We start from the raw sequence: 24,673 nt of genomic DNA on the forward strand, positions 1-24,673 counted from the left end.
CACCACTTTCTATTAATACAGTTCCGGTTGACGGTCGGCAAAAACTGGCATGCTGCCACGGACTGCTGCAACTTGGTCAAAATCTAAGGTCGCCGTTGTTATTTCAGCGTGGTCGGAACCGTGCGCTAAAATCGTCCCCAGCGGATCAATGACGAGCGACTGCCCACCAAAGGCATTGTCCGGATCACTTCCCACCCGGTTGACCGCCACCACAAAGGCTTGATTTTCAATGGCGCGCGCCTGTAACAAGATTTTCCATTGTGGCAGGCGCACAGTCGGCCACTCAGCACTGACAAAAATGACTTGTGGGCCTTGTGCCGCTTGTTTGCGCAGCCATTCTGGGAAGCGAATATCATAACAAATGACCCCCATGGCTGGCACCGCATCAAGCGTGAACCGATTTTCAGTCCGACCCGCCGTAATATAGCGGTCTTCCGCCATCAACCCGAACCGATGCACTTTGTCATAACGACTCAATAACTGACCAGCTCGGTCGAAAACGAGCATCTCATTATAGAAGTCATCTTCGCGAGCCACCGCGACAGAACCGCCAACAATATTCACATGAAATTGCTGTGCTAACTGGCTGAGCACTTTAATCGTCCGCGCCCCATTATCATCCGCTAACACGTTGAGCCGCGTGAGCGCATAGCCCGTGTTCCACATTTCTGGTAACACAATGACATCGACGGCTTGTTGGGCCGCTTGGGTAATCGCGGTCGTCACTTGGCGATAGTTTTCATCGGGATTACCGTACTGAATATTCAGTTGAATTAATGCAACACGCATACTTAGCCTACTTTCAATTAGAATTATTAAAATCATCTTAGAATAATATAACAACAGTTGCAAGTAAGTGTTCAAAAAAGCAAAGCTCGTCGTCGCTGAACTAAACCAAGGACCCCATTAATCAGGTCCCGCTAACTATCAACGAAGCAACAATTAACCGAATTTGTCACTATTCGGCTGATGTAATGGCACACTTTGCATCATATTTTAGTTACCACTTTGACTTGTAACCAGGTTACCAATTAGTACGAATTTTCTCGATTACACAAAAACAGTGCCACAATTTCTCATTGCATAATCAATTCAGTTGCGAGTCAGTAGCAATGGAAGTTGCCGTGCCAGTGGCGTTAGTTCGGCTGTTTTTTGGCCGGACTTACGGCACCGACATCTTTGAAGATTGGTGGGTCTAGCCGAGCTTCAAAGTGAGGTTCGAGACCGCTTTTTGGCTCGAACCGGTCGCCACGGCTACTGGAATTGCTACTGACTCACAACGGCAATTCCAGACCCACAAGTGCTTAGGAAAGCTCAATTAGTGGCACGTTACAAATTATCCAGGCGCATTGATTGACACCACTGCAAAATCCGCCTAAAATTGTTCAAGCTATTTAGACGATTGAATACGGAGGGTGTTAAATTTTGGCGACATCAAAAGAAGAACAACAACAAGAACAAACCCGCGTGGACGCCGTAATCGAGCAAATTAAAGCTCGGTCCAAACAGACCGATGACTTGCTGGACAAAGCCCACCGCGAAACCGACGTCATTCAGAAAAACTACGGTGATAACAACTCGGTCAACACGTTTGAAGTCGATGACCGTATTGAAACTAACGCCGAATTGCAACAACAAAAACAAATGGTGGAACGAGCCGTTGAATCGGAAGCCATTTTGAAGCGCCAAGTCGGGGTTCTAAAAGACTTGCGTAACTCACCTTACTTTGGTCGCATCGATATTCAAGACCCCGATGAACCCGATGCGGAACGCCTATACATCGGGACTGCTTCCTTTGTCGACGATGAACAAAACTTCTTAGTTTACGACTGGCGCGCCCCGATTTCATCCGTTTATTACAACGGGACGTTAGGCGATGTGAACTATCAAACACCCGCTGGTGAACAGACGACGGAACTCCTGAAAAAGCGCCAATTTCAAATTGAACACGGCGAAATTAAAAACATGTTCGATACGAACGAAACAGTCGGCGATGAAATTTTGCAATCCGTCTTAGGTGAACAAAACGACGCCTACATGCAAAACATCGTCGCGACCATTCAAAAAGAACAAAATGATATTATTCGTGATACTTACAGCGATTTGCTCGTTGTTCAAGGGGTCGCGGGTTCTGGGAAAACCTCGGCTATCCTACAACGAATTGCCTTTTTGCTATACCATTCACGGGCATCCTTAGAAGCTGATCAGATGGTCTTGTTCTCACCGAACCGGTTGTTCAGTCACTATATTTCGGAAGTATTGCCGAGTCTCGGTGAACGCAATATGCGGCAAGTGACGCTGGCGGAATTTTTGAGCGCCCGCTTCCAAGGCCTAACTGTCGAAAGTTTATTCGAACGCTACGAAAGTGACCGCCACGACCCGCAAACGACCCCCGCCATTCGTGATTTCCAAGAAGGCGCCGACTTTATGCAACAAGTTGACCACTACTGTCACGACTTACCGGCGGAAGATTTACGCTTCACTAACATTGTCTTCAATGGTGAAACGTTCTTCTCCCGCGATGAGATTACTGCGATTGCGATGGCGTTACCCGCGGCAATGCAACCGGCCGACCGCTTTTTATCAATTAAAAACACGTTGATTAAACGCTTGAAACGCCGTATTGACCACGAAGCGCAAGCCGATTGGGTCAACGACATTATTGACCAATTAAATGATGAAGCTTATCACGACTTGCTCGGTGACAAACGCCGCGGCGACTTCCAATCATTGGATGATGAAGTCTTTTATATTGGTAAACAAATCGTTACGAAACGCTTGCGGCAAGTTTACGATGCGATTTACAACGGTTATTTCTTAGATACTTATGAACAATATAATGACTTTTTGGGCCAAGTCGACCGGCCAGATACCATTGAACCCGCAGCTTGGCGCGGCCGGATGCGTGCTTTCCGGACCGGCATCGAATACCACAACGTTGCCTTAATCGACTGCGCACCACTATTGTTACTACGCGATATTTTGACCGGTAGTGGCGAAAACCGCCGGATGCAATATATCTTCGTCGATGAAATGCAAGATTATTCGTTAGCCCAATTGCTGTACATTAAGCACGCCTTTCCATTAGCCAAGTTCACCTTGCTTGGTGACAGTGAACAAGCCTTGTTCAAGGGCATCGAGTTACCTAAACAACTGTTAGAACGGTTGCGGGACGCCTTCAATGTACGGCGGGCTAATCTGATTACCTTGAATAAGAGTTATCGTTCAACGATGCAAATCACGAATTTTGCCAAAGCGTTATTGCCAGATGGCGACCAGATTCAAGCCTTCACCCGTGAAGGCGCGTTACCTAAAGTGATGATGCGCTACGACGATGAGCAAGCGCTACAAGGCTTATTGACCGAAGTTAATCATCAATTAACGAACACGAAAACCGTCGCGGTCTTAACTAAAGACTTGGCAACTAGCAAACACGTTTATCAATATTTGAAACACCACACGGTCGCCACGTTGATGGCCGACAGTGACCGCACGATGCCCCAAGGCGTTATCGTGATGCCAATTTATTTGGCTAAGGGTCTCGAGTTCGACGCCGTCATTGCCTATGACGTTTCCGCCACGGCATACCCCGATGAACAATCAGTCGGCTTACTCTACACGATTGCCTCACGCGCGATGCACCACTTAACGTTATTAAGTATTGGTGACGTTTCGCCATTGATTTTGAAACTTGATCCGACGTTATTTTCGATTGAACATCAAGTTCGCGTTTAACTGAACAGCTAAAAATAATCCGGGATGGTTTGATGTTCAAACCGTCCCGGATTTGTTATAGTTGCGCTGATTAATGTCGCAATTGGCAATTCAAGAGGTGCGCGGATGACTGGCGAAACACGTGAATTTTATAATGATGAACTGGCCGCCGATGGTATTTATACTGCGGTAACTAAATGGGAAACCACCCAAGTTCGCAAATTAACCGACCTGGTCGTCAAACACCATTACTGGCGTGATCAAGCTGGTCAACTATGGCTGAATTTCGATGACATGATGGAAAATCCACGGGCGGACTTTATTGCTTATCGTAAGCGTAAAGGTTACTTAACACCTGAACAGCTCCAACATTACCGCCAAGCCCGGCACCTTACCAAAGCCGCCCTAGCTGACCAACTCGATATTAAGGCGCAAGCCATCACCCAGTTAGAAACCAATTTGCGCGTTCAGACTGACGAACAGGAAGTGGAATTGCGACGAATTTTAGGATGCTGATTCCTTTTTAAGCGTTATGTTTCAGCCGTTTATCGCACAACTGAGAATATTATTTTAATACTACCAAAAATAGGATTTCCGCCCAAAAAGTACGGAAGTCCTATTTTTCTCATATCGCATGGTATGTCTACTCTCAGCTGAACTGATATCACCACTATTTTGGTGACTCTTGCTTAAGGTTAACTATACCAGCAAAATTTCAATCATCATTTATGAACAGCCACAAATATGGTCGTCACACCACACTATCCAAAAATCAATTTAGTTGGGCGGCAGTGGTAATGGAAGTCATCGTGAAAGTGGCGTTAGTTCGGCATGCATTTGGCCGAGCTTACGCCACCGACATCTTTGAAGATTGGTGTTTTTTGCCAAGCTTCAAAGTGAGGTGTGAGACCGCTTCTCAGGCTCACACCGGTCGCCACGGTGGCTGGAATTACCGCTGCCGCTCAACGCTTCTACTAACCAGCTCATAAATTATGTGTTATTTTTCAAAACATCATACTATGTGTTGCCACCTACTCAGTCGCGGTGGCGGGTTCACGACGAATGGCGTCTTTTAAGACAAAGGGCGCAATCATCGTGACTAAAATAATGACTAAGATAATATCTGAATAATAATCGTTTGATAGCAATTTAGCTGAAAAACCAATCTGAGCCGTAATCAAGGCCATTTCACCCCGGGAAATCATCCCCGCGCCCACTAAATAGTTACTATGACCACTAAAACCATTCAACTTGGCGCCCAAACCACAACCGAGTAACTTGGTCACTACGCCTAGAACAGTCATTACGATAATAAACGGCAACGATTGCCAGACGCCCTTAAACGTCATGTTCAAACCCACGCTGACAAAAAATAACGGAATAAAGGTCGTATAGCCGACCGGTTCGATAGTGATATCAACTTGATGTTGATAGTCGGTTTGCGCGATGGCGACACCAGCAAAAAACGCGCCAATCGCCCCGCTTAACCCAACTAAATCCGCCAACCAAGCCATCGCTAAACAAATAATAATGGCGACAATGGTTGGCGCCGCCGCCATTAATAGATGGTCGCTCAAGCGCATCAAGTACGGCGCACCCCACTTGATCAAGGCGAACGCCCCGATGAAAAAGGCGACTTGTTCCAATAATACAACGCCTAAATTCGTTTGGCTGACGCCACTGCCGCTACCCATCATTGAAATCATAATACTGAGTAGCACCACGCCAATAATATCGTCCGCGACCGCGGCACCTAAAATCGTGGCGCCTTCTTTGGTATCCAGAGCTTTGAACTCTTTTAACACTTCCACCGAAATTGACACCGAGGTGGCGGAGAAAATCACGCCGATAAATAGCGATTCAAACCATGAAAATTGAAATAATCGACTAGCGATGCCCATAATCACGACCGGGAAAATCACCCCAATCACGGCAACGACAATCGCTGGTTTTAAATATTTTTTTAACAAGGCTAGATTGCTCTCTAAACCACCGATAAACATCAACACGACGACACCAATATCCGAAAATGTTTGAACTAATGTCGTTAAATGCACGACGTTTAAGATGGCGGGGCCTAATATGACCCCCACTAAAATTTCACCAATGACCGCGGGAATCCCCGCCCGGTGTGCAAAATGTCCGGCTAAGGTCGTGGCGAAGACTAACAAACATAAAATGCCTAAAAAATCCATACCGCCCACCTATCTAAAAATTAAATACCCCTCTATCATACACCTTAATTTTCATCCATTTTGTACGTCCGGGCTAACCACGTGCGCTTAATTCCATACCAACTGAGCCCAATCAACAAGCCGGTGAGCGCCGGGGCGACCCAATCCATGCCCAGTGCCGCCCATGGTAAATATTTCGTATCCCAGGCGAGGAGTGCTTGGACCCAACTTTGTTGCGCAATCAACGCGGGTGCTGACCGCAGCGCATCCAACAAGGCGGGAATCAAGGTCAGCCCAGTCGTCCAACGATAAACAGCGGCATCGCGATGGAATAGTGGCGAGGCAATCGATAAAATAATGAGCGTAATTGCTAAGGGGTATAAGAACATTAGCATTGGTGTCGACCAAGCAATAATTTGGTCTAAGCCGATGTTGGCAATTAAAAATGACGCGCCACAGGCCAAGCGATTCCAAGCTAAATAACTGATTTTAGGAAACTTGGCATGTAAAGCTTCGGCAAATGACGACGCTAAGCCTACCGCCGTCGTTAAGCAAGTCAAAGTCGCCATCATGGCTAAGATAATCTCGCCGGGAACCCCTAAAAAGGCGTTGGCAATTTGTGAAAAAGCAATCCCGCCATCTGCGGAGAGTTTGAATTGGGTTAACGACGTCGCACCTAACCAGATCAGGCCAAGATAAATTAACGCTTCTAGCGAAATACTCAACAAACTCGATTTAGCAGCCGTTTTCGCAATCGCGGCGGGGTGGCGTTGACCAAGGCCGCGAATCGCCGTAACAACCGCAATCCCAAACAATAACGCTGCGAGCGCATCCATCGTGTTGTAGCCTTGTAAGAAACCATTGAGAAACGCGCTATGCTGATAAGCACTCGTCGTCGCCGCTGTTTTGGCCGCTCCCAGTGGCCGGGTAAAGGCAATCCCAAAAATCAATGCTAATAAAATCAAAAAGATGGGATTCAACAATTTGCCAATCGTATCAACAATCGCGGTTGGTTTCCGGGATGCCCAATAAGTGATGCTAAAGAAAATCAGCGAATAAATTAATAAGTAAAGCGGCGCCTGACTCGCGCTTACGTGACTTGCAATCCCGATTTGAAACGGGGTCGTGGCCGTCCGGGGCGTGGCGAACAGCGGTCCTAAAGTGGCACATGTCAGCACCATAAACGCCGTGGCATAGCGGCGGCCAATTGGTCGGGCCAACTCATAAATGCCGTTGCTGTGCGTTACACTGATGGCAATAATGCCCAACAGTGGTAACAACGTCCCCGTCAATAAGAACCCGAGTCCCGCTGTCAGCCATTGATGGCCGGCTAATTGTCCTAAATGAATTGGGAAAATTAAATTGCCGGCGCCAAAAAACATGCCAAATAGCATCGAGCCAATAATTAAGTAGTGTTTAAATGTTAAATTACGATTTTGCATCATCCAAGTGACCTCCTTAAAACTAAACCAACATCCGACTTAGTTTCCGTGGCACTCGGACGAGGCCGCCATGACTAGATAACATTGACCAACGCCCCTTTCCTGAGATAAAAAAAGCGTCCTTAGAAACTCGTTTGAGTTTCCAAGGACGCTTACGCGTGGTACCACCTTTGGCTTGTGATGGACTTGCGCCACATCAGCTTAATACGTACAGCATTGGCGCCGGTCCTAGGCAATGCTCAAAAACTACCTGGTGCTCCGACCACTCTGCGATACGTTGGTACAATAATGGGTACCAAACCAGCCAACACTCGTTACCTCGCATTAGCAGTTCCCAGGTTACTTTCACAAACTGCGCGCTGCCATTTTGCACCACCCAATGGCTCGCTTGAAACGGTTCGTTCGCTACTTTCCTGATCATCACGTTTTATCTCATTCATTTTTAATGATTGCAATCATAAACTCATTTTCAGCAAAAGTCAAGCTTATTTCAACGCGTATTTTTCAATCGCCGCCGCTAAGCCACCTTCATCATTAGTGCCGGTCACATAGTTGGCATGCGCCTTAGCTTCATCGCTCCCATTGCCCATGGCTACCGCGGTGCCGACAAAATCAAACATTGGTAAATCATTTTTTTCGTCGCCACAAGCCATCACTTCACTGGCATCTAATTTCAAAATCTTGGCTAAGTCTTTGAGCGCTTGGCCCTTATTAACAACCGGATTCATCAATTCCAAGAAGTATTCACCAGCACGAATGACGTATAAATGGTCGCCAAATGTTTTTTCAACTAAGGGTTCCACGGCATCCAATTGTTTGGGGTCACCAACGAACAACCCTTTCGTAATTTGAAAGTCTGCCGGCAATTCTTCGGGATCACGAATCAACAGGCCCGCTTTATTTTCCCAACCTTGCACGACCGTCACCCAGTTCACATCGCGGTCCGCCGTATAAATATTGCTATCTTCATCCAACACGTTGAATGGCACATGATGTTCTTGACCAAACGCCGTCATTTTACGGTAATCCGCGTTATCAACTAAGTGCTTGGAAACCACCCAACCCGCAACCGATTCAATTACCGCGCCATTATACGTGATGACGTATTGGTCATCGCCATCAATATGGAGCGCTTTCAAATAAGGGGCCACGCCGGCTAATGGGCGCCCAGTACAGAGGACCACTTTGATACCTTGAGCGACGGCTTTTTCGACCGCGGTAATCGTGCTCGCCAGTAATTTTCCCTCAGAGTTTAATAAAGTGTCATCAATATCTAGTGCAATTAAACGAATTGTCATAGTATTATTCCTTTCCCTCACGAATACGGTTACAATTAAATGAAGTGCAACCGTTCGTCTTTTAGCTTTACTAACAATATAGCATGTCACCCGCACTTAAAGGGTGATTTTTGAAAGCGGATTAGCACATTTTTAACAATAATAAATTTATCAATAATATTAGAAGGCTTATTAACCATGAAAATTTTACACGAAACGGTCCAAACGATCCCCCGGCTGCCGTTTAAATACTTTGAACACGATCCCTTGACGACAATCGACGTTGCGCCCCACTGGCATCAAGGTTTGGAGCTCAACTACTTAGCCGCGGGTAAAAATTTAAAATTCGTCACGGACGGCCATACCAGCCAATATCACCCGGGCGACTTATGGTCGGTTGACCGACGCGTCGTGCACAGCGCCACCGGTGACGACCAAGCGGACTGGGATGAGTTCGGCATTATTATCGACGACGAGTTTTTGCAAAAGCAAGTGCCGACGAGTATCAACTGGCAACTCACGTTAAACGGCCCGATTGCGGCGGCCAAGGAACCCCGCGCCTACGCGGCTATTCGCGACCATTTAATTGCAATTCACGACTTATTGGATGCCGGTACCACCGAGATTTCCCGGCTCGCCATTTTGAGTCACTTTTACGGCATTTTAGCCGCATTAGGCGCGCATTTCATGTTGCCGAGTGAAAATCCCGAAGTTAATCCTAATTTGAACTTAATTGATACGGTCATGAACGCCATCAATGAACGCTATGCCGAACCAATCAACGGCAATACGTTAGCCGCGCAATATCACGTGTCCTTAACGACCTTGAACCAACAGTTCAACACGAACGTGCAAATGTCCGTTAACCGTTACTTGCGCTTAATTCGGTTGATGAATGCGCGCCGCTTATTGCTTGAAACCGACCGCAAGATTGACTATATCGCCACGAGTTGTGGGTTTGCCAATAGCAAGACTTTCAACCGCAACTTTAAGGCGTGGAAAGGGCAAACGCCGACTGAATATCGGCATGCCTTTACTAAATATCATCGAATTGATACTAGTTGCCTCTAAAAATGTCCCTTAAGGTTGGCAACATCATGCTAAGCTACTAGCAAATAGCCGATAAGGGAGTTTTTTGAATATGATTAAATTAATTGCAACTGATATGGATGGGACCTTTTTACGCAACGATATGACTTACGACGCCGCCAAATTCCAAGCGTTACACGCTAAAATGCAGGCCCAACAACGCCAGTTTGTCGTAGCCAGTGGGAATCAATACTTTCAACTAACGTCATTTTTCCCCGCCTATCCAGACTTGATTTACGTCGCGGAAAACGGTGCGTTGATTCGCGATGCCCAGCAAGTTTACGCTTGCCACGCTTTCGACCCCGACGTTGTTCAAACGATTTTAGCGAAGATCAATGCCATTCCGGATTTAAAACTACTCGTGTGTGGCGCGGAAAGTGCCTACGCGTTAACGACTTTAGACCCACAACACGTCACCCACATGCGTCGTTACTACCATCATTTAGCGGTCGTTGATGACTTTGCAAGCGTCGACGACCAAATCTTAAAATTCGCGATCAGTTGTCCACCGGAAAAGACGACCGCCATCGTTGACCAACTGCGGACCGATTTAGCGGGCTTGGCAGAACCAACTAGTAGCGGTCACGGCGATATTGATGTCATTCAACTCGGCCGCAACAAAGCGACCGGCTTGGCGGAACTCGGAAACATTTTAGGGATTGAGTTAAGTGGAATGGCCGCCTTTGGTGACGGTGGAAATGACTTGGAGATGTTGCGCGAAGTGGGGTTAGGCGTGGCAATGGCCAATGCCCAACCGGATGTGTTAGCCGTCGCCAATGACCAAACGATTACCAATCAAAAACAAGGCGTTTTAACTTACCTCGACCGCTTATTGGAGGACTAGCCGATGGCACAACCACGACCACTAACGACGCTTAGTATTTTAAGCTTATCCACGGTCAGTGCGATTTCGACCGTCATTACCGGGGTGATTCCGGCGTTAAAGACCGCCTTTCCAACCGTGGCAACCACCTGGATTGAACTGGTAGTGACCATCGCTAACTTTAGTGCCCTGGCCACCTTATTGGCAAATCCTCGCCTGACTGCTCGTTTCGGGATTCGCAAAGTCGTCATCAGTGGCTTACTATTAAGCGCCATCGCGGGTTGTGGGCCGTTGTTGGACCTCTCATTTGCCTGGTTAATGGTGAGCCGCTTACTCTTAGGTCTCGGGATTGGTTTATTTTCCCCGCACGCCATTAGTTTAATTGCCCACACGTATCACGGTGAGCAGCGGGCCCGCTTGCTCGGTTATCAAACGGGGTTATCGGCATTGGGCAACGCGGTCTTACTCAGTTTAGCCGGCATCCTCATCGGTAGTAGTTGGCACCACGTCTTTTGGTTGTACGCCGTGCTGGCCGTCATTGCTGGGCTCGTCTGGTGGACAGTTCCAGAACCGGCCGTGCCAACAACGACGGTGAGCGCCCATGCCCAGTTGCCCCGTTATCAGTGGGGCTTAATCGGTTTGACGTTTGTGACGTACTTGCTCATTTACGGGGTGCAATTAAAATTACCGAGCCTCTTTACGGAACGACAGCTCGGTTCCAGCCAAGTGTTAAATTTGACGCTGGCCGCCATGAATATCGGTGGCTTTGTCGCCGGAATGACGTTTGGCCAGTTGCATCGGCATTTACACCGGTTCACGTTGACGTTGGGCTACGCCGGCGCGGCGCTATCCGGCGGCATCCTCTTGGTGACCAAAAGTGCGCCGTTAGCCATTGCAGCCGCCATTTTCTTCAATTTTATTTACTCATATACCGGACCATACTTAGTATTTACGAGTAATCAAGGCTTGGCGAGCGCTCAAATCAACACTTTGAGCAGCTACTTAACGGTGGCGACCATTATTAGTGCCTTCGCCGCCCCGCTCGTCTGGAACGCGCTCGGACAAATTGGTCCGGCGACTTTGACGAACAACGTCTTAGCTTGGACGACCGGCTGTTTAACGTTAATCGCCATTATCACTTTATTCATGAAAGGAAAACCTGCTGATGTCCACTAATCCAGAATTACATGACGGTCGCCTGTATTTACCCAATGATGCGGCCTTAGAAAAACAACAATTTCAATATCTCGACCAGTTATACGATTTCAACCAAACGCGCCCCAGTGAATTAACGAAGCGTCAAATCTTATTGACACAGATGTTCGCTGAAATCGGGTCGAACTGTTACATCGAACCGCCCTTGCATTCGAACTGGGGCGGCCATCATGTACACTTTGGCGCGGGCGTTTACGCGAATTTCAACTTAACTTTAGTCGATGATACGCACATCTATGTCGGCGACCACACGATGTTCGGTCCAAACGTCACTTTAGCCACGGCCGGGCATCCGCTATTACCGGAACTCCGCGAACAAGGCTATCAATATAATGCCCCGATTCACATCGGCAAAAATTGCTGGTTCGGGGCCGGTGTAATTGTCGTGCCCGGTATTACGATTGGCGACAACGTGGTCATTGGCGCCGGGAGCGTCGTCACGAAAGACTTGCCGGACAACGTCATTGCCGTGGGCGATCCCGCTAAAGTTTTACGGTCAATCAATGACCATGACCGGCAATATTACTTTAAAGACCGGCAGATTGACCCTGAGTTACTCAAAAGAGTGTGACAAAAGGCGGTTAGTTTGCGAGCATTAACGTGGCATCGACAATTATGCCCGGGCTTTGGGCATGGTTACCGATGCCGGGTTAAGCGGAACAAACTGCCTTTTGTCACACGTTTCGGAAAAAATAGTAAGATACTGAATGGGCACCTGCTGAAATTCTAACTTCATCAGGTGTCCATTTTTGAATCAATCTTAGTATATTTTGTCCCAATTACCAATTTAACTGGCACCGGCAATTCATTTTATCTAAACCCAGTGGTGATACCAGTACCAAGCACCGTAACTCAACGCGATGGGCATCGCAAACACCATTAACAGGCCACGCCAGAACCAAAAGACGGCCAGGTTCATCAGATCATCTTGCAATGCCAATTTTCCGGCGAGCCGCGAACCAGTGAGATAGGCATTATGGGACCGCTGTTGAGCATCATAAGAGTGGACGACCAGTCGATTTTTGCGCCAATGGGGATACCAGGACATGACGAATGGATAAACGGCGAGATAGCTGATGATTAGCCAGCTATTCACGCCAGTTAGATGAACGATCAGCTTCCCATCTGGTTCGGCCGTGATGAAATAAAACGTGATAATAAACACCGGCAAAGCCGCCAAATAATCTTTAATCAATTGCCAAAATTGTCGCATCCCGCTCACCTACCCGCATTTTTTGCTTTATTATCCATTCACAGACAGTAAAACAGCAAACCCACAAATTTGAAAGCTTATTTGAAGAACTAACGTAAGACTCGTTGATTTAACGTCGCGATAAGTGTGTATTTTGGCAAACGAAAAAGCTCACCACAACAATATATGGTGAGCCACCCTAGTATACTGACACTATTTGTCAGTTTTGAATTTTCCACTTCATCGATGTTTTTTATATACATCATTTCGTTTTGCAGCCTTAACGACAACAACTTCAAGAACACGGTCATTAATTTGGGTAACAAGTCGATAATTGCCAATTCGATAACGCCAAAAGGTCCCTAAGTCACCTTCAAGCACTTTTCCCCAAATTCTTGGATTACTGGCACCTTCAATATGACTATCTAACCACTTTACTATTCTTTTTTGAACTTGAATATCTAGTTTTTCAAAGTCTTTTTCAGCTTTTTTACTAAAATCCCAAGTATATACTGCCATTACATACCTAAACGCCGTTTGATTTCTGACCGACTAACCGTCTCACCATGGCTTTCACGAAGATTTACAAGCGCATCATGATAATCTTGCTCATCTTCCAATCGTTCTAAAATCGTTTGGCGCATAAAAGTTGGTACAGTGACACCATTAAATTCAGCTAGCTTTTTGATTGCTTCATACTGATCATCTTTAAAACGCAGTGCAGTTACAGTCATAGTTAAAGCCTCCTTTTCGCAATTATAGCACGGAAGGCGATTGTTTAATGCCTAAAATGTCTGAAAATTTCAATTCGAAAATAAATGGGAGTCGGCGATCATACATCACCAAACTTTGGCTAATCTTCAACGTAGACTTGACTCAGTCACCGCAGCAGCTGAAATTATTGCTAATACAAATACTGCAAATCACTAGCGGGCGTTGGATAAGCCAATACTAACTTCTGCAACGCCGGTAACGTAATCTTTTGTTGAATCAATAGCGTTAAATAGTTAATCATTTCATCAGCAATATCACTCAAGACACTGGCGCCAACGACTAAACCGGTGGCCTTTTCAACCATGACTTTGGCTAATGCTTGCGGCGCCTGAACCCGATAATAACTGAACCATGCCGTCATATCCAAATCATTAATCGTATACCGGTCCGGCTGTTGTGCCGCCAACTCAGCGCTTAACCCAACTTGGGCTAATTTCGGGGCCGCGTACACTTGGGTCGGCACTACCGGATAACTGATTGCCGCACTCGAATCAGTCAACTCATCGACTAAGTAGCGGGCTTCATAACCCGCAACTGGCGTGAGCTTCGGGACGGGGGTATCACTGACGTCACCAATCGCATAAATATGCGGATTAGCCGTTTGCAAGTGGCCATTGACTTGTACGCCATGACGATTGAACGTCACCCCGACGTTTTCCAAGCCTAAGTGATCGGCGTTAGGGAGTCGGCCAGCAGCACTAATGACCAAATCCGTCGTTAGGTCAAAGTCAGGCGCTTGCAAATGTAAGCCGTCCGCTGCTTTGGTGATGGCGGTCAAGTCGACGCCTAAGTCAAAGACGACCCCTTGCGCCGTCAAATTGGCCATCAACGCCTGAACCATTTTGGCATCAAACGCCTTGAGCGGCCGGTCATTATGATGAATCAAGTGGACTTCAGCGCCTGCCGCTCGGACAATGGTTGCCAGTTCAAAGCCTGCGTAGCCACCACCAACGAAAGTGACCCGTTTAGGCATGGTATCCAAATCTAAAAAGTCGGTACTCGTTTGGAAATATTCATGACCTTTGATGGGTAAAATGGCCGGGCGTTGACCCGTGGCAATCACATAATCAGTTGCGGTCACGACTTCGCCATCAACCGTCAGCTGACCATCCGCTTGAAAATAAGCTTCACCATGCAACGTGTCGATACCAGCACCCGTTAAGCCATGTAAGGTGCCATCGTTGATACCGTCCGTATAACCGCGTTTAGTCGCCATCAAGGCTGGCCAATCAACAGTTGGGACCCCGGTTAACCCGTGGCCTTGTAAATGCGCACTAGCTTGTTTAGCTTCGACGGCACTCAACAAGATCTTCTTAGGATCACAGCCGCGGTTCGGACAAGTTCCGCCCCACAAATCTGCTTCAATAATCACGACTGCTTTGCCTTTAGCGACCAAGCCATACGCCATGGCCGTTCCGGCAGGGCCCCCACCAATTACTGCGACATCATATTGTTTAACCATGCAATCGTCCCCTTTCAACTAAACTTCTTCGTGTTCACTCAAATAACCCATAATCTTTTGGCGGTCCAAGTAGCCTTGCACCTCATCATCTTCCGTTACGGCCACATAATCATGCGTGGTCAACGCTTCAAACGCCGTCCGGAGTGTCGCTTGCGTATCGAGCGTTTGAATCTTACCCGCGGCCACACTAGGTTGATCGGCCAGATAACCTTGGACTAAGCCAACGCGGCCAATATAAACGTCATACACATTTTTAGCCCGACTTGCCCCAAAGAAATCGCGGACAAAATCATTCACGGGATGCTGGGCAATCGCACTCGGGATGTCGACTTGCAGCAATTCACCGTGGCGCATAATGCCGATGCGGTGGCCTAACTTCAACGCTTCACTCATATCATGGGTCACAAAGACGATGGTATTGTGATAACGCTCGTGTAACGACAACACTAAATCTTGTAACTGTTGGCGTGACAACGGGTCGAGCGCACTAAAGGGTTCATCCATCAAAACGGTGGCCGGCTTGGAAGCTAACGCCCGTAAAATGCCAATCCGTTGTTGTTCCCCACCGGATAATTCACTAGGCATCCGGTCGCGATACACGGCTGGATCTAAGCCGACTTCCGTTAATAAATCATCAATCGTTTGCGCGATTTCTTTTTTTGGCGTGCCTTTCATTTCCGGAATGACGGCAATATTTTGGGCCACCGTCATCGTCGGAAACAACGCGATTTGTTGGAGCACATAGCCCATGTCCCAGCGCAATTCGCGCACCGGCACGGTCGTCGTATCTTGGCCGTTCACTAAAATCTTGCCCTGGGTAAGCGGTTCGAGCCGGTTAATCATTTTCAAAGAAGTGGTTTTACCACTCCCGGAGGTGCCCACTAAGACAAACAACTCGCCTTGTTGAATCGTTAAGTTCAAGTCAGGAATCACCGTCTGACCATTAAAATCTTTTTGCACATGTTGAAACTCAATTGCGCTAGTCATCTAGTTTCCCTCCTTTAACAAACCGTGTTTGACTAAATAATTATGGGCAACCGTGGCCGCCGACTTATTTTGCACATTAACTTCGTAGTTCATTTCTTGCATATCAGTTTCTGAGATATGCCCCGCCAACTTGTTTAAAGCTTGGACAACTTTAGGATGCTTGTTGGCAAAACTCTGCTTCATCAATGGCGCGCCTTGATACGTTGGGAAGAAATGCTTATCATCCTTCAAAATCGCTAAGTTATATTGCCGTAACTCACTGTCCGTCGAGTAAGCATCCACCAAGTTGATCCGACCTTTACTGATAGCTTCATAGCGCAAGGCTGGTTCCATCGACTTAGCGGTCACATCTAACCCATAGGCCTTCTTCAACCCTTTTAACCCGTCGTTACGGTCAATAAATTCTAGCGTCATCCCCGGTTTCAAAATAGATTCGACCCCGTTCAAATCACTGATATTTTCTAAATGATGAGCTTTTTTAAACTTCTTCGTCACCGCCAACGCGTACGTATTGTTATATTTCATCGGTTGTAACAAGTCCATCTGATCTTGTTTCGCGAGGCGTTGTTTGGCCAGGCGGTACGTTTCAGCGGCCGTCATACTTTTCGGATTATTCCCTTTAACTAACGTTTCCAACACCGACCCCGTAAATTCTGGATAGATGTCGATTTGGTCATGTTGTAACGCACTAAATAGGAACGTCGTTTTACCGAAATTCGGTTTCAACGTGACTTTCACATGGGAATCATTAGCTTCAATCAAATCTTTATACATATTGATGAGGATTTCAGGTTCGGACCCTAATTTCCCGGCAATCGTAATCGTTTCCGTCCGGTTAGCGTAAACACTGTACGCGCCCCCGCCACCAAGTAAGACGATAATGGCCGCAAACACGGTCAACGCTTGTTTCGGCTTGGCCGTTTGGAACCAACGCACGAGCGCACTCAATAAGATGGCGAGTAACGCTGACGAAATTGCCCCAATCAATAATAGTGACGTATCATTACGGTCAATCCCAAGCATGATAAACGTCCCCAGACCCCCGGCCCCAATCAAAGCAGCCAACGTGGCCGTCCCAATAATGAGCACTAACGCAGTCCGAATCCCAGAAATAATTTGCGGCATCGCAATCGGTAATTCGACTTTGAATAGCTTGCGTAACCGCGACATCCCAAAGGCATCGGCAGCTTCTTCAATGGAGGCGTCGATTTCTGAGATTCCGAGATACGTATTTTGAAAAATCGGCAATAACGCGTAAATGACTAACGCGATGACGGCCGGGACCGTCCCAATCCCGACCAGCGGAATCAATAACCCCAAAAGTGCCAGCGACGGGATAGTTTGCAAGACACTCGTCAATTGCAATAATCCTTCCGCCCACTTTGGTCGCCGGACGGCCCAAATGGCTAACGGAATCGCAATCATCATCGCGATAACTAAAGCGGCAATGGAGATGCCTAAGTGTTGCCACAGTGCGGTTAATAAATCCCCGCGCCGCTCCATAAATGTCTGTATTAAAGTGTTCATTACAGCCTGCTATGCAAAACATGGATAAATGCAGAAAAACGTTCCGTTCTTCCACATTCAGAAAGATTGCATATTTCCTTTCTTTGTTTTGGCTTGCTCCCGTCATAACATTGGTGTTCTGACGATACCAGACTTGGTAAGGCACATTGACCAACTAGGTGAGTTTAAGGGCCTAGCCAGCCCCGTTGTTTCGTTATTTAGCGAGTGCTAATAAATTGGCTACGGCATTACCGTCGCGGTTCAACTTAGCACCACATTGATAACATTCATATTGATCGTGTCTAGTACCATGAAGTGCATTACCACGCAAAGTTATTTTTTCCAGTCCTTGTTTGACGTAACCACACTGCGAACAACGTTGCGTGGAAGGATAGGACTGTTCAGCCAACACCAATTTTTTACCATACCAATCGCATTTATAAGTTAACAGTCGCCGAAAATAACCAAACATTGAGCGATGCAACCCTTTTGAGGCCACATGCGTCATTTGCATTTTCTTAACCGCTAAATCTTCAATTACGATCGTATCAAAATTGATAACCAATTTAGTGGTGAACTTTTGCATTAGGTCATGCTGGATATTGGTAGCTTTCCGATAAGCTTGTTGCAACTTGGCTCTCATTACTCGATAACTTATCGTACTTGTTGCTTTTTTTCCATTCACGACACGTTTATGTGCAAGTTTACGTTGATAATACTTAATTTGTTCGTATAATCTTTTTAGTCGCTTGGGAATAACTCTGACAACGCCTTCAGTATAATTAAAATGGCCAACGTTAACGTCGACTGCGGTAATTTGCTTAGTCTTGCATTTGCGTTCAACGGTAATCTCAAAGTTCAAGCAAGCCCAGAACACGCCATTTTCACAGTAGATACTCACGGTCTTGAGAGTACCCGCTAAGTCAACATGCTTATTGAAACGAATATCATACCAATTGGCGACACCATGTGGCTTGTCAAGTCTCAATTTTCCCTTTACCAATTTAGCACGATCAGTTTTAAAGCCCTGTCGTGGTGCACGTTTAGACTTGAATCTAGGTTTACCCCAATCAGGTAACTCCTCATTAAAAAAGTCATCCCATGCAACTCCTAAATCGGTAATTGCCAACTGCAATGTGCGTGATGATAGCCCATATTGCCATTCTGACTTATTAGCAACTAACTCATCGCGAACACGCAATTTATTCGGTCTACGGTTATCTATTTTATTCACACAATAAGCATCATACATGTTATTCCAAGTTTCTAAAGCCTGATTCCAACAGTAACGTCGATAATCACATAGAGCGAGCAATGCTTGCCTCATGTGACTATTGGGATAAAGTTTAACTTTTTGTGTCCGAATCATTTTTTCTCACCACTCGATATATTGGATTGTAATGAATACGACTGATTCATTACGCTTCTAATATACTCCACTAGTTCGAACAAATGTTCTCGTTTACAAAAATAATATAAACTTTACCAATAACATACAAAAAACGAACTCCGACAACTTTCACGATACTAGATGAATTAGCCATAACTTATCTCCTTGTTATTTTTCTAAAGTTATGACTATTTTCCTACATTTTAAGGAACAATTACTCTCTCTCCGAATCTTTCCTTAATGATTTCAAGCGTAGCATAACCAATTAAAAAACCGCAGTAAAACGCTCTCGATTTTCACAAGAAATGTAACTACAAAAGTTCTATGTAACTAGCGTACCGTATTTGCTAAAACCTGTTAATATTAAAAAGAAAGTCTTATGGCTGAAATACTTTAAAAAACTAGGTGTTCACATGCTCGATAATACTGACAAACAAATTTTAAAACAGCTTAACCGCGATGCCCGCATCAAGATGACGACCCTCGCCAAGCAAGTTCATTTGACCGCCCCAGCAGTCACTGCGCGTGTCGACCGGCTCCAAGCAACGGGCGTCATTCAACGCTATACGATTGAAACCAATCTGGAAAAGCTTGGTTACGACCGGCAAGTGTTCATTCAGGCTGCCGTCCGTGCTGAAAAATATCCCGCTTACTTACGTTTCATTAAACACTACCGTAACAACCTGCGCCATCATTACCGCACGGCTGGTGAGATGAACTATTTAATTGAAGCAGCCTTTACTAGTCGGGCCACCCTAAACCCATTTTTGACTGCTTTAAACGCAGTGGCGGCCTACCAAGTCATCGATGTCTTAGCTGAGTTAGACTGACGGTTTATTCACTAAGAAAACGTTTCCTTTTTGATTGACACTAGGGTTAAATGTTCGTATGCTTAACTTTGAAACTGGGCCATTTAATGGGGGGATTGACCATGCCAAAAATATTTCAAGTGGAACGTATTTTTAAGAATACTGATTTAACACCGGCGGAAAAAAAGCTTTTGACTGACATTTTAGAAGATCCAAACGCCGTCCAACAAAACGGGATTCGGACCTTAGCTAAGCGCCACTTCACCTCGCCGTCCGCGATTGAACGCTTGGCCAAACGACTCGGATTTAGCGGCTACAGTGAGATGATTTATCACGCCAAAAAGCAAGATACTGAAACTAGTGTGATCAATGAAACGACGTTATCGCATTTAAGTAACGTCAATCACACGATTTTGCGTTCGCGCTTGCAAAAATATTTAGCACCGGAAACGTGCATTTACTTATATGGGGAAGGTTTCAACACGTTTATTTCCGGCTACTTTTATCGCAAATTACTCGTTAACCACTACGACGCCACTCAATTAAACGGGCTCGACATCCCCTTCGTCTATACCGGCGAACGCCCCTTGACCTTAATCGTCTTGTCGCGTTCCGGTGAAAACTTCGCCTGCTTACAAAAAATCGACCAAGCTAAACAAGCCAACGGCCACGTGATTTCATTTACCGCTAACATCAGCAGCACCGTAGCGAAACGGTCCGACTTACCGATTGAAATCCGCGACGGCCGCCCCGACGATAGCGCTAACGTTGAATACACTACCTTTTATGGCGATACCTTAAATGCCTTTGAACAATTAATCGTTTTAGCCAACCGTGTTCAGAGTGAAGCTTAGCGTATCTTGCGGGTTGTAATGACCATGATTGCTGACCATCGACTAAGACAATTAAACAGACTAAACATAGAAAAATGGGTACCTGATAAGATTGAAATCATCAGGTACCATTCATTTTTTACTGTTTTTGTGGCCAAAACGTGCGCCAAATGATGCCGCACTCGACCAGTTGATATCCCAACACGCGAACCCGTTAGCTGGCTAGCAAACGCCATTTGCAGGCTCTTGTTCGTTTATTTCAAGTCCGGGTACGGCGCTAAAAGTGTCGTTTTCTCGCTGCCCAACTACTAATGTCTATTATTGTGTCGTGATTGTTGATAGCGTGCAAAACTAATCACGCCAATCAAAATCACTAGTACCGTAAGGCCAAACCACTTGAGCCAATTAGCTTTAACCTCATTCGTCTGTGGCAATGTTTTCGAGTGGACAGCTTGCTTAGTAAATGGTCCGTGAAGCACGCGACTAAGCGATTGGTTCGTGGCACTTGTCCGATGATTGCCACTATTGGGGTGACTACTCGTGACGGCGTTCATGGCAAGTGTATCTGTTAATGCCCCACTATTCACTGAACTTGCATTTGAACTACTGGCAGATCCATTAGGGTCCGTAGTTGAACTATTCGAGGATTCACTGGAATTTGAACTCTCGCTCGAACTGTTTGAAGATTCACTGGAACTTGAACTTTCACTCGAGTTGTTCGAAGATTCACTGGAATTTGAACTTTCACTCGAACTGTTTGATGATTCACTGGAGTCTGAACTTTCACTTGAACTGTTCGAAGATTCACTGGAATTTGAACTTTCGCTCGAACTGTTCGAAGATTCACTGGAACTTGAACTTTCACTTGAGCTGTTTGAAGATTCACTGGAGTCTGAACTTTCACTTGAACTGTTCGAAGATTCACTAGAACTTGAACTTTCACTTGAACTGTTAGAAGATTCACCGGAACTTGAACTTTCACTTGAACTGTTCGAAGATTCACTAGAACTTGAACTTTCACTCGAACTGCTTGAAGATTCACTAGAACCGGAACTCTCACTTGAACTGCTTGAAGATTCACTAGAACTGGAACTCTCACTTGAACTACTTGAAGATTCACTAGAATTAGAACTCTCACTCGAACTTGTCGAAGATTCACTGGAACTTTCGCCCGGGTTACCACCGCTCGTATCGTTGAGTGAAATCCACGTCGTCGCTTGCGCCTTGCCAAGCTTGAATATCACTTGATAGATATTGTCTTGCGCGGTGTCAGTTGGCAAATCGGCTAACGAAGCATAAGTTTTGGTGCCATCAGCTGATTGAATAGTGACTGTTAACTCGCCATCGGCATACAACTTTTGAAAATCATCCGGGGCTGTACTACTTTTCCGGCTGAGGTGACAATCAGTTGCAAATAACTTAACGGATCATCTTTAATCGTTTCACCGACCGGATAAGTCATCTTTGGTTTGGCAACGATGGCTGCGTGAGCCGAATTGCTATAACCACTCCCGTATTGCATCACATTGGCCCCGTCCACGTTTTGATTCGTGAGCAAAATACCATTGGGGGCTAAAATCCGACCCGTTATTTTAGTCGTATTGTTGATTTTAGTGGCCGTTGGGAAATTCCAAATAATTTGGCCACCATTCGCTGTAAAGCCGCCGCTCAACGTGACGGTATCGCTTTTACTGACATCGTTATAAATCAACACATCATTGTCATCAAAGCCCGTCGTTTGCAAATTAGGTAAGTGACTCGCATCGATATTCACAATGTAATAATGCTTGCCGTCAGCCACCCCGGCGTCTAACGTACCCGCTTGACCAATCATCGTTTTATTAAAATTACCGTAGGCTCCCGCCACATCAAACGCCGTCTGACCGGCAATCATCCCATTATAATAATCGGCAATGGCCTGCATCGCTTGTTGAATCGCAATGGGACTTAACGTTTCCGCCTGAGTCTGCTGACCAGTTTCCAGCCCGTCAATCGCCCCATTACCAGTCGGCCGCGGATTTTGATAATCCATGGCTTGATTTTCCAAAAGCTGGTCGGTCAATAAATTCACTTGGTCAAAAATCAGATGGTTATTCTCAATCGCAACGCCACCATTAATAATTGACCCCCAAGTTGAATCGGTCCCATTTTGAATCGTGGCCCGCCCATTGGTGGAAGTGAGGCCGCCACTAAAGGTCGCCACGCTCCCAGTAAATTCCGTGTTTAATAAATTAATCCCCGTCAAGGCCATCAGGCGATAGGTCTGTAACCAGGCTTGCGTCATCGCTACCGTGGCGGCTGGCCCGTGCTGTTGACTGTAAGTTGCTAAGTAATCCGCTGTATTAAGCTTAATTGCGGTGTCGATAAATTGTGACTGATCGGCAACAGTCATCGTTGTCGTATTGGCACTACTAATTGCGGTCGCGTGTCCTGGCACTGGTTGGTTAATCACAATGCCGAAAAAGCAAGCCATAAAAATCAGCATAAGCCACCGAAAAACGTTCTTCATCTTACCGGTCCTCCTAAAATAATCGATTCAAAAAAACACCCGTGCTCCCATCAGACGCCAATTATACGTGTCTGCTGAAATTACGAATGTTTTTTAGGATTTATTTCGATTAAATTAGCCTAATTTATCACAATGTTTATTGATACTCTTTACGGTAAGCCATTGGTGACATTCCAATTTTGCGTTTAAACCGTTTTGAAAAATCATTTAAATCATAGAAGTTCAATTTTTTAGCAATATCTTTAATGGCATCATCAGTTTTTACTAGCAATCGTTGCGCTTCTTGCATCCGTTGAACCGTAATAAAATCACTGATTGACATCTTCATTTCATGACTAAAATCGCGCTGGGCTTTGGCCGGATTGCAATACTGACTGGCATGTTGTAACACATCTTTGACGGTGAGTTTCTCATACAAATGCGCGTTAATATAATAAATGATATCCAGAGTAGACTCTAATCGGTTGCTAAACGATAACCCATCAACGGTCATCAACTGACCAAAGTCATGCACAATTGTCCGCACCCATAGCTGGTAATCGACCATCGTAGCCGCTCTTAATTGGGCATGATAGCGTTGTTGTAGCGCCATAAACGGATAGATTTCAACGTGATTTTGAATTCCTTCATGTGCCAAATCATCCACAAAACTGTGTAACTGCGCAATCATTTGCTCTTGAGTCAACGTTTTTAATAAGTGACGGTTATGTTGAATATTACTATCAATAAAGGTGATTCCCGCATCAAACTCAGCATGGCGATAATACTGAATAAAGTCACGCTGAATGTAACCTAGTAAAATCAGGGCCTTCTTGTTAGGTGCCTGATGGGCATAGTTATTTAGTTGACCTAAATAACGCGTATAAAGCAGCTTATTCATCATGTTAATTTGCCTCCGCTAGTTTCATCTGTGATGGGTGCACGAATGCCAATGAAATTAACTGGGGTTATTTTATCAGAATAATTATGCTAGTTCGACTTTTTAGCTCAACCAATGCCGACCCAACTGATTCGTCAACTGTATGTCAATCTAAATCAGCCATAGCTTGTATTATAACAGGATATAAACTCATCGTAGCAGTTTTTATCCTATTAAAACTATCGGATATTAACCAACTCAAAAATCAAGCCGGCTGATGATTTAGTATACCGAGTGGTCAACAATTAACATCCTACTGAACGGTTATGCGTCCGGCTGCGAATCACAATAAATACTATCCGTTTAATACTCGGTGCACCGAAATCATCCAGTTTTTCCAAATCTCGGTTTGCTCGTATTCATTTTCCCGCATAAAAGTAGTTCGCCAAATATCACGAGTCAACTTTCGACCAAAATCCGTATGCAAAGCATTGTCTGGTATCATAACTTGCATAAATTGACTTACAACCGCCAATGCTTGAAACAGACTGATTTTTTTTGCTTTTTTGGTAGATTGTAAAATTAATCCGAACGCTGTTCGGACAAAAAAGATCAGCT

At 45.7% G+C, this 24,673-nt stretch carries 24 protein-coding genes, 1 pseudogene and 1 other annotated feature; of the genes and pseudogenes, 10 read left to right on the forward strand and 15 right to left on the reverse strand.

The window, feature by feature from the left end; genetic code table 11:
* Positions 1–12: 12 nt before the first annotated feature.
* On the reverse strand, positions 13–789 hold the full coding sequence (locus tag DY78_RS13035) for a carbon-nitrogen family hydrolase (RefSeq protein ID WP_024623981.1): 777 nt from the start codon (positions 787–789) through the stop codon (positions 13–15).
* Between the two features lie 636 nt (positions 790–1,425).
* Between DY78_RS13035 and helD the strand changes: the two genes are divergently transcribed.
* From helD to DY78_RS16220, 3 genes are all read left to right on the forward strand, one after another.
* Complete coding sequence (gene helD, locus DY78_RS13040; protein ID WP_024623982.1) at positions 1,426–3,735, forward strand: RNA polymerase recycling motor HelD; 2,310 nt, start codon at positions 1,426–1,428, stop codon at positions 3,733–3,735.
* Between the two features lie 105 nt (positions 3,736–3,840).
* Entirely contained in the window at positions 3,841–4,230 is a 390-nt protein-coding gene (locus tag DY78_RS13045) for a helix-turn-helix domain-containing protein (protein WP_024623983.1), read from the forward strand.
* Between the two features lie 281 nt (positions 4,231–4,511).
* Positions 4,512–4,703, forward strand: coding sequence for a hypothetical protein (locus DY78_RS16220; protein WP_156404132.1), 192 nt, complete (start codon positions 4,512–4,514; stop codon positions 4,701–4,703).
* Between the two features lie 42 nt (positions 4,704–4,745).
* On the opposite strand, the gene DY78_RS13050 is transcribed toward DY78_RS16220, so the two are convergent.
* The 3 genes from DY78_RS13050 to DY78_RS13065 all read right to left on the reverse strand — a co-directional run bounded on the left by DY78_RS13050 (position 4,746) and on the right by DY78_RS13065 (position 8,628).
* Positions 4,746–5,909, reverse strand: a complete 1,164-nt coding sequence (locus tag DY78_RS13050; protein ID WP_029778801.1) for a cation:proton antiporter — start codon at positions 5,907–5,909, stop codon at positions 4,746–4,748.
* Between the two features lie 44 nt (positions 5,910–5,953).
* The gene (gene brnQ / locus DY78_RS13055) at positions 5,954–7,333 is read right to left on the reverse strand and encodes a branched-chain amino acid transport system II carrier protein (RefSeq protein WP_024623984.1); all 1,380 of its coding nucleotides are present in this window, start codon (positions 7,331–7,333) and stop codon (positions 5,954–5,956) included.
* A 138-nt stretch (positions 7,334–7,471) separates the two neighbouring features.
* Positions 7,472–7,760: a binding site (T-box leader), on the reverse strand.
* A 55-nt stretch (positions 7,761–7,815) separates the two neighbouring features.
* Positions 7,816–8,628 carry a Cof-type HAD-IIB family hydrolase gene (locus tag DY78_RS13065; RefSeq protein WP_024623986.1) on the reverse strand — a complete coding sequence of 271 codons (813 nt, stop codon included), beginning with the start codon at positions 8,626–8,628 and terminating at the stop codon, positions 7,816–7,818.
* A 177-nt stretch (positions 8,629–8,805) separates the two neighbouring features.
* Between DY78_RS13065 and DY78_RS13070 the strand changes: the two genes are divergently transcribed.
* The 4 genes from DY78_RS13070 to DY78_RS13085 all read left to right on the forward strand — a co-directional run bounded on the left by DY78_RS13070 (position 8,806) and on the right by DY78_RS13085 (position 12,305).
* Positions 8,806–9,678 (forward strand): helix-turn-helix domain-containing protein, encoded by an 873-nt coding sequence (locus DY78_RS13070; protein ID WP_024623987.1) that lies wholly within the window; start codon positions 8,806–8,808, stop codon positions 9,676–9,678.
* A 70-nt stretch (positions 9,679–9,748) separates the two neighbouring features.
* A complete protein-coding gene (locus tag DY78_RS13075) occupies positions 9,749–10,540 on the forward strand; it encodes a Cof-type HAD-IIB family hydrolase (protein ID WP_024623988.1) in 792 nt (263 codons plus the stop codon).
* 3 nt (positions 10,541–10,543) lie between these two features.
* Positions 10,544–11,695, forward strand: coding sequence for an MFS transporter (locus tag DY78_RS13080; RefSeq protein WP_024623989.1), 1,152 nt, complete (start codon positions 10,544–10,546; stop codon positions 11,693–11,695).
* Positions 11,685–12,305 carry a sugar O-acetyltransferase gene (locus DY78_RS13085; RefSeq protein WP_029778803.1) on the forward strand — a complete coding sequence of 207 codons (621 nt, stop codon included), beginning with the start codon at positions 11,685–11,687 and terminating at the stop codon, positions 12,303–12,305. Before DY78_RS13080 ends, DY78_RS13085 begins: the two co-directional genes overlap by 11 nt.
* A 243-nt stretch (positions 12,306–12,548) precedes the next feature.
* Here DY78_RS13085 and DY78_RS13090 read toward each other — a convergent pair whose 3' ends face one another.
* From DY78_RS13090 to DY78_RS13120, 7 genes are all read right to left on the reverse strand, one after another.
* Positions 12,549–12,947 (reverse strand): hypothetical protein, encoded by a 399-nt coding sequence (locus DY78_RS13090; RefSeq protein ID WP_024623991.1) that lies wholly within the window; start codon positions 12,945–12,947, stop codon positions 12,549–12,551.
* A 219-nt stretch (positions 12,948–13,166) separates the two neighbouring features.
* Positions 13,167–13,445, reverse strand: coding sequence for a type II toxin-antitoxin system RelE family toxin (locus DY78_RS13095; protein WP_024623992.1), 279 nt, complete (start codon positions 13,443–13,445; stop codon positions 13,167–13,169).
* Positions 13,445–13,660 (reverse strand): type II toxin-antitoxin system RelB family antitoxin, encoded by a 216-nt coding sequence (relB, locus tag DY78_RS13100; RefSeq protein WP_024623993.1) that lies wholly within the window; start codon positions 13,658–13,660, stop codon positions 13,445–13,447. Before relB ends, DY78_RS13095 begins: the two co-directional genes overlap by 1 nt.
* A gap of 170 nt (positions 13,661–13,830) precedes the next feature.
* Positions 13,831–15,162 carry a dihydrolipoyl dehydrogenase family protein gene (locus DY78_RS13105; RefSeq protein WP_024623994.1) on the reverse strand — a complete coding sequence of 444 codons (1,332 nt, stop codon included), beginning with the start codon at positions 15,160–15,162 and terminating at the stop codon, positions 13,831–13,833.
* Positions 15,163–15,180: 18 nt separating this feature from the next.
* Positions 15,181–16,149, reverse strand: a complete 969-nt coding sequence (locus DY78_RS13110) for an ABC transporter ATP-binding protein (protein ID WP_024623995.1) — start codon at positions 16,147–16,149, stop codon at positions 15,181–15,183.
* A complete protein-coding gene (locus DY78_RS13115) occupies positions 16,150–17,676 on the reverse strand; it encodes an ABC transporter permease/substrate-binding protein (RefSeq protein WP_024623996.1) in 1,527 nt (508 codons plus the stop codon).
* 193 nt (positions 17,677–17,869) lie between these two features.
* Positions 17,870–19,024: an RNA-guided endonuclease InsQ/TnpB family protein gene (locus DY78_RS13120; RefSeq protein WP_024623997.1), complete on the reverse strand. Its 1,155-nt coding sequence runs from the start codon at positions 19,022–19,024 to the stop codon at positions 17,870–17,872.
* Between the two features lie 434 nt (positions 19,025–19,458).
* Between DY78_RS13120 and DY78_RS13125 the strand changes: the two genes are divergently transcribed.
* Together DY78_RS13125 and DY78_RS13130 are read left to right on the forward strand one after the other, a co-directional pair.
* Entirely contained in the window at positions 19,459–19,875 is a 417-nt protein-coding gene (locus tag DY78_RS13125; protein ID WP_024623998.1) for an Lrp/AsnC family transcriptional regulator, read from the forward strand.
* A gap of 101 nt (positions 19,876–19,976) precedes the next feature.
* Positions 19,977–20,708: a MurR/RpiR family transcriptional regulator gene (locus tag DY78_RS13130; RefSeq protein WP_024623999.1), complete on the forward strand. Its 732-nt coding sequence runs from the start codon at positions 19,977–19,979 to the stop codon at positions 20,706–20,708.
* Between the two features lie 287 nt (positions 20,709–20,995).
* On the opposite strand, the gene DY78_RS16895 is transcribed toward DY78_RS13130, so the two are convergent.
* On the reverse strand, positions 20,996–21,241 hold the full coding sequence (locus tag DY78_RS16895; protein ID WP_156404133.1) for an LPXTG cell wall anchor domain-containing protein: 246 nt from the start codon (positions 21,239–21,241) through the stop codon (positions 20,996–20,998).
* On the opposite strand from DY78_RS16895, the gene DY78_RS13135 reads away from it, so the two are divergent.
* A complete protein-coding gene (locus tag DY78_RS13135) occupies positions 21,228–21,935 on the forward strand; it encodes a hypothetical protein (protein WP_056993530.1) in 708 nt (235 codons plus the stop codon). The two genes, DY78_RS16895 and DY78_RS13135, sit on opposite strands and share 14 nt — an antisense overlap.
* 85 nt (positions 21,936–22,020) lie before the next feature.
* On the opposite strand, the gene DY78_RS13140 is transcribed toward DY78_RS13135, so the two are convergent.
* The 3 genes and pseudogenes from DY78_RS13140 to DY78_RS16665 all read right to left on the reverse strand — a co-directional run.
* Complete coding sequence (locus DY78_RS13140) at positions 22,021–23,196, reverse strand: choice-of-anchor A family protein (protein ID WP_024624001.1); 1,176 nt, start codon at positions 23,194–23,196, stop codon at positions 22,021–22,023.
* Positions 23,197–23,332: 136 nt separating this feature from the next.
* A complete protein-coding gene (locus DY78_RS13145; RefSeq protein ID WP_024624002.1) occupies positions 23,333–24,079 on the reverse strand; it encodes a helix-turn-helix transcriptional regulator in 747 nt (248 codons plus the stop codon).
* Positions 24,080–24,410: 331 nt separating this feature from the next.
* Positions 24,411–24,673: pseudogene (locus DY78_RS16665) on the reverse strand (hypothetical protein); the annotation flags it as partial.

The sequence above is a fragment of the Lactiplantibacillus fabifermentans DSM 21115 genome (assembly GCF_000498955.2).
Taxonomy (GTDB): domain Bacteria; phylum Bacillota; class Bacilli; order Lactobacillales; family Lactobacillaceae; genus Lactiplantibacillus; species Lactiplantibacillus fabifermentans.

Coding starts and splice junctions, on each gene's coding strand:
- relB (WP_024623993.1), bottom strand. CDS start 13,660: ATGACTGTAACTGCACTGCGTTTTAAAGATGATCAGTATGAAGCAATC.
- DY78_RS13115 (WP_024623996.1), bottom strand. CDS start 17,676: ATGAACACTTTAATACAGACATTTATGGAGCGGCGCGGGGATTTATTA.
- DY78_RS13095 (WP_024623992.1), bottom strand. CDS start 13,445: ATGGCAGTATATACTTGGGATTTTAGTAAAAAAGCTGAAAAAGACTTT.
- DY78_RS13130 (WP_024623999.1), top strand. CDS start 19,977: ATGCCAAAAATATTTCAAGTGGAACGTATTTTTAAGAATACTGATTTA.
- DY78_RS13080 (WP_024623989.1), top strand. CDS start 10,544: ATGGCACAACCACGACCACTAACGACGCTTAGTATTTTAAGCTTATCC.
- DY78_RS13125 (WP_024623998.1), top strand. CDS start 19,459: ATGCTCGATAATACTGACAAACAAATTTTAAAACAGCTTAACCGCGAT.
- DY78_RS13090 (WP_024623991.1), bottom strand. CDS start 12,947: ATGCGACAATTTTGGCAATTGATTAAAGATTATTTGGCGGCTTTGCCG.
- DY78_RS13105 (WP_024623994.1), bottom strand. CDS start 15,162: ATGGTTAAACAATATGATGTCGCAGTAATTGGTGGGGGCCCTGCCGGA.
- DY78_RS16220 (WP_156404132.1), top strand. CDS start 4,512: ATGGAAGTCATCGTGAAAGTGGCGTTAGTTCGGCATGCATTTGGCCGA.
- DY78_RS13075 (WP_024623988.1), top strand. CDS start 9,749: ATGATTAAATTAATTGCAACTGATATGGATGGGACCTTTTTACGCAAC.
- DY78_RS13145 (WP_024624002.1), bottom strand. CDS start 24,079: ATGATGAATAAGCTGCTTTATACGCGTTATTTAGGTCAACTAAATAAC.
- DY78_RS13065 (WP_024623986.1), bottom strand. CDS start 8,628: ATGACAATTCGTTTAATTGCACTAGATATTGATGACACTTTATTAAAC.
- DY78_RS13045 (WP_024623983.1), top strand. CDS start 3,841: ATGACTGGCGAAACACGTGAATTTTATAATGATGAACTGGCCGCCGAT.
- DY78_RS13140 (WP_024624001.1), bottom strand. CDS start 23,196: ATGAAGAACGTTTTTCGGTGGCTTATGCTGATTTTTATGGCTTGCTTT.
- brnQ (WP_024623984.1), bottom strand. CDS start 7,333: ATGATGCAAAATCGTAATTTAACATTTAAACACTACTTAATTATTGGC.
- DY78_RS13070 (WP_024623987.1), top strand. CDS start 8,806: ATGAAAATTTTACACGAAACGGTCCAAACGATCCCCCGGCTGCCGTTT.
- DY78_RS13085 (WP_029778803.1), top strand. CDS start 11,685: ATGTCCACTAATCCAGAATTACATGACGGTCGCCTGTATTTACCCAAT.
- DY78_RS13050 (WP_029778801.1), bottom strand. CDS start 5,909: ATGGATTTTTTAGGCATTTTATGTTTGTTAGTCTTCGCCACGACCTTA.
- DY78_RS13035 (WP_024623981.1), bottom strand. CDS start 789: ATGCGTGTTGCATTAATTCAACTGAATATTCAGTACGGTAATCCCGAT.
- DY78_RS13120 (WP_024623997.1), bottom strand. CDS start 19,024: ATGATTCGGACACAAAAAGTTAAACTTTATCCCAATAGTCACATGAGG.
- DY78_RS13110 (WP_024623995.1), bottom strand. CDS start 16,149: ATGACTAGCGCAATTGAGTTTCAACATGTGCAAAAAGATTTTAATGGT.
- DY78_RS16895 (WP_156404133.1), bottom strand. CDS start 21,241: ATGAACGCCGTCACGAGTAGTCACCCCAATAGTGGCAATCATCGGACA.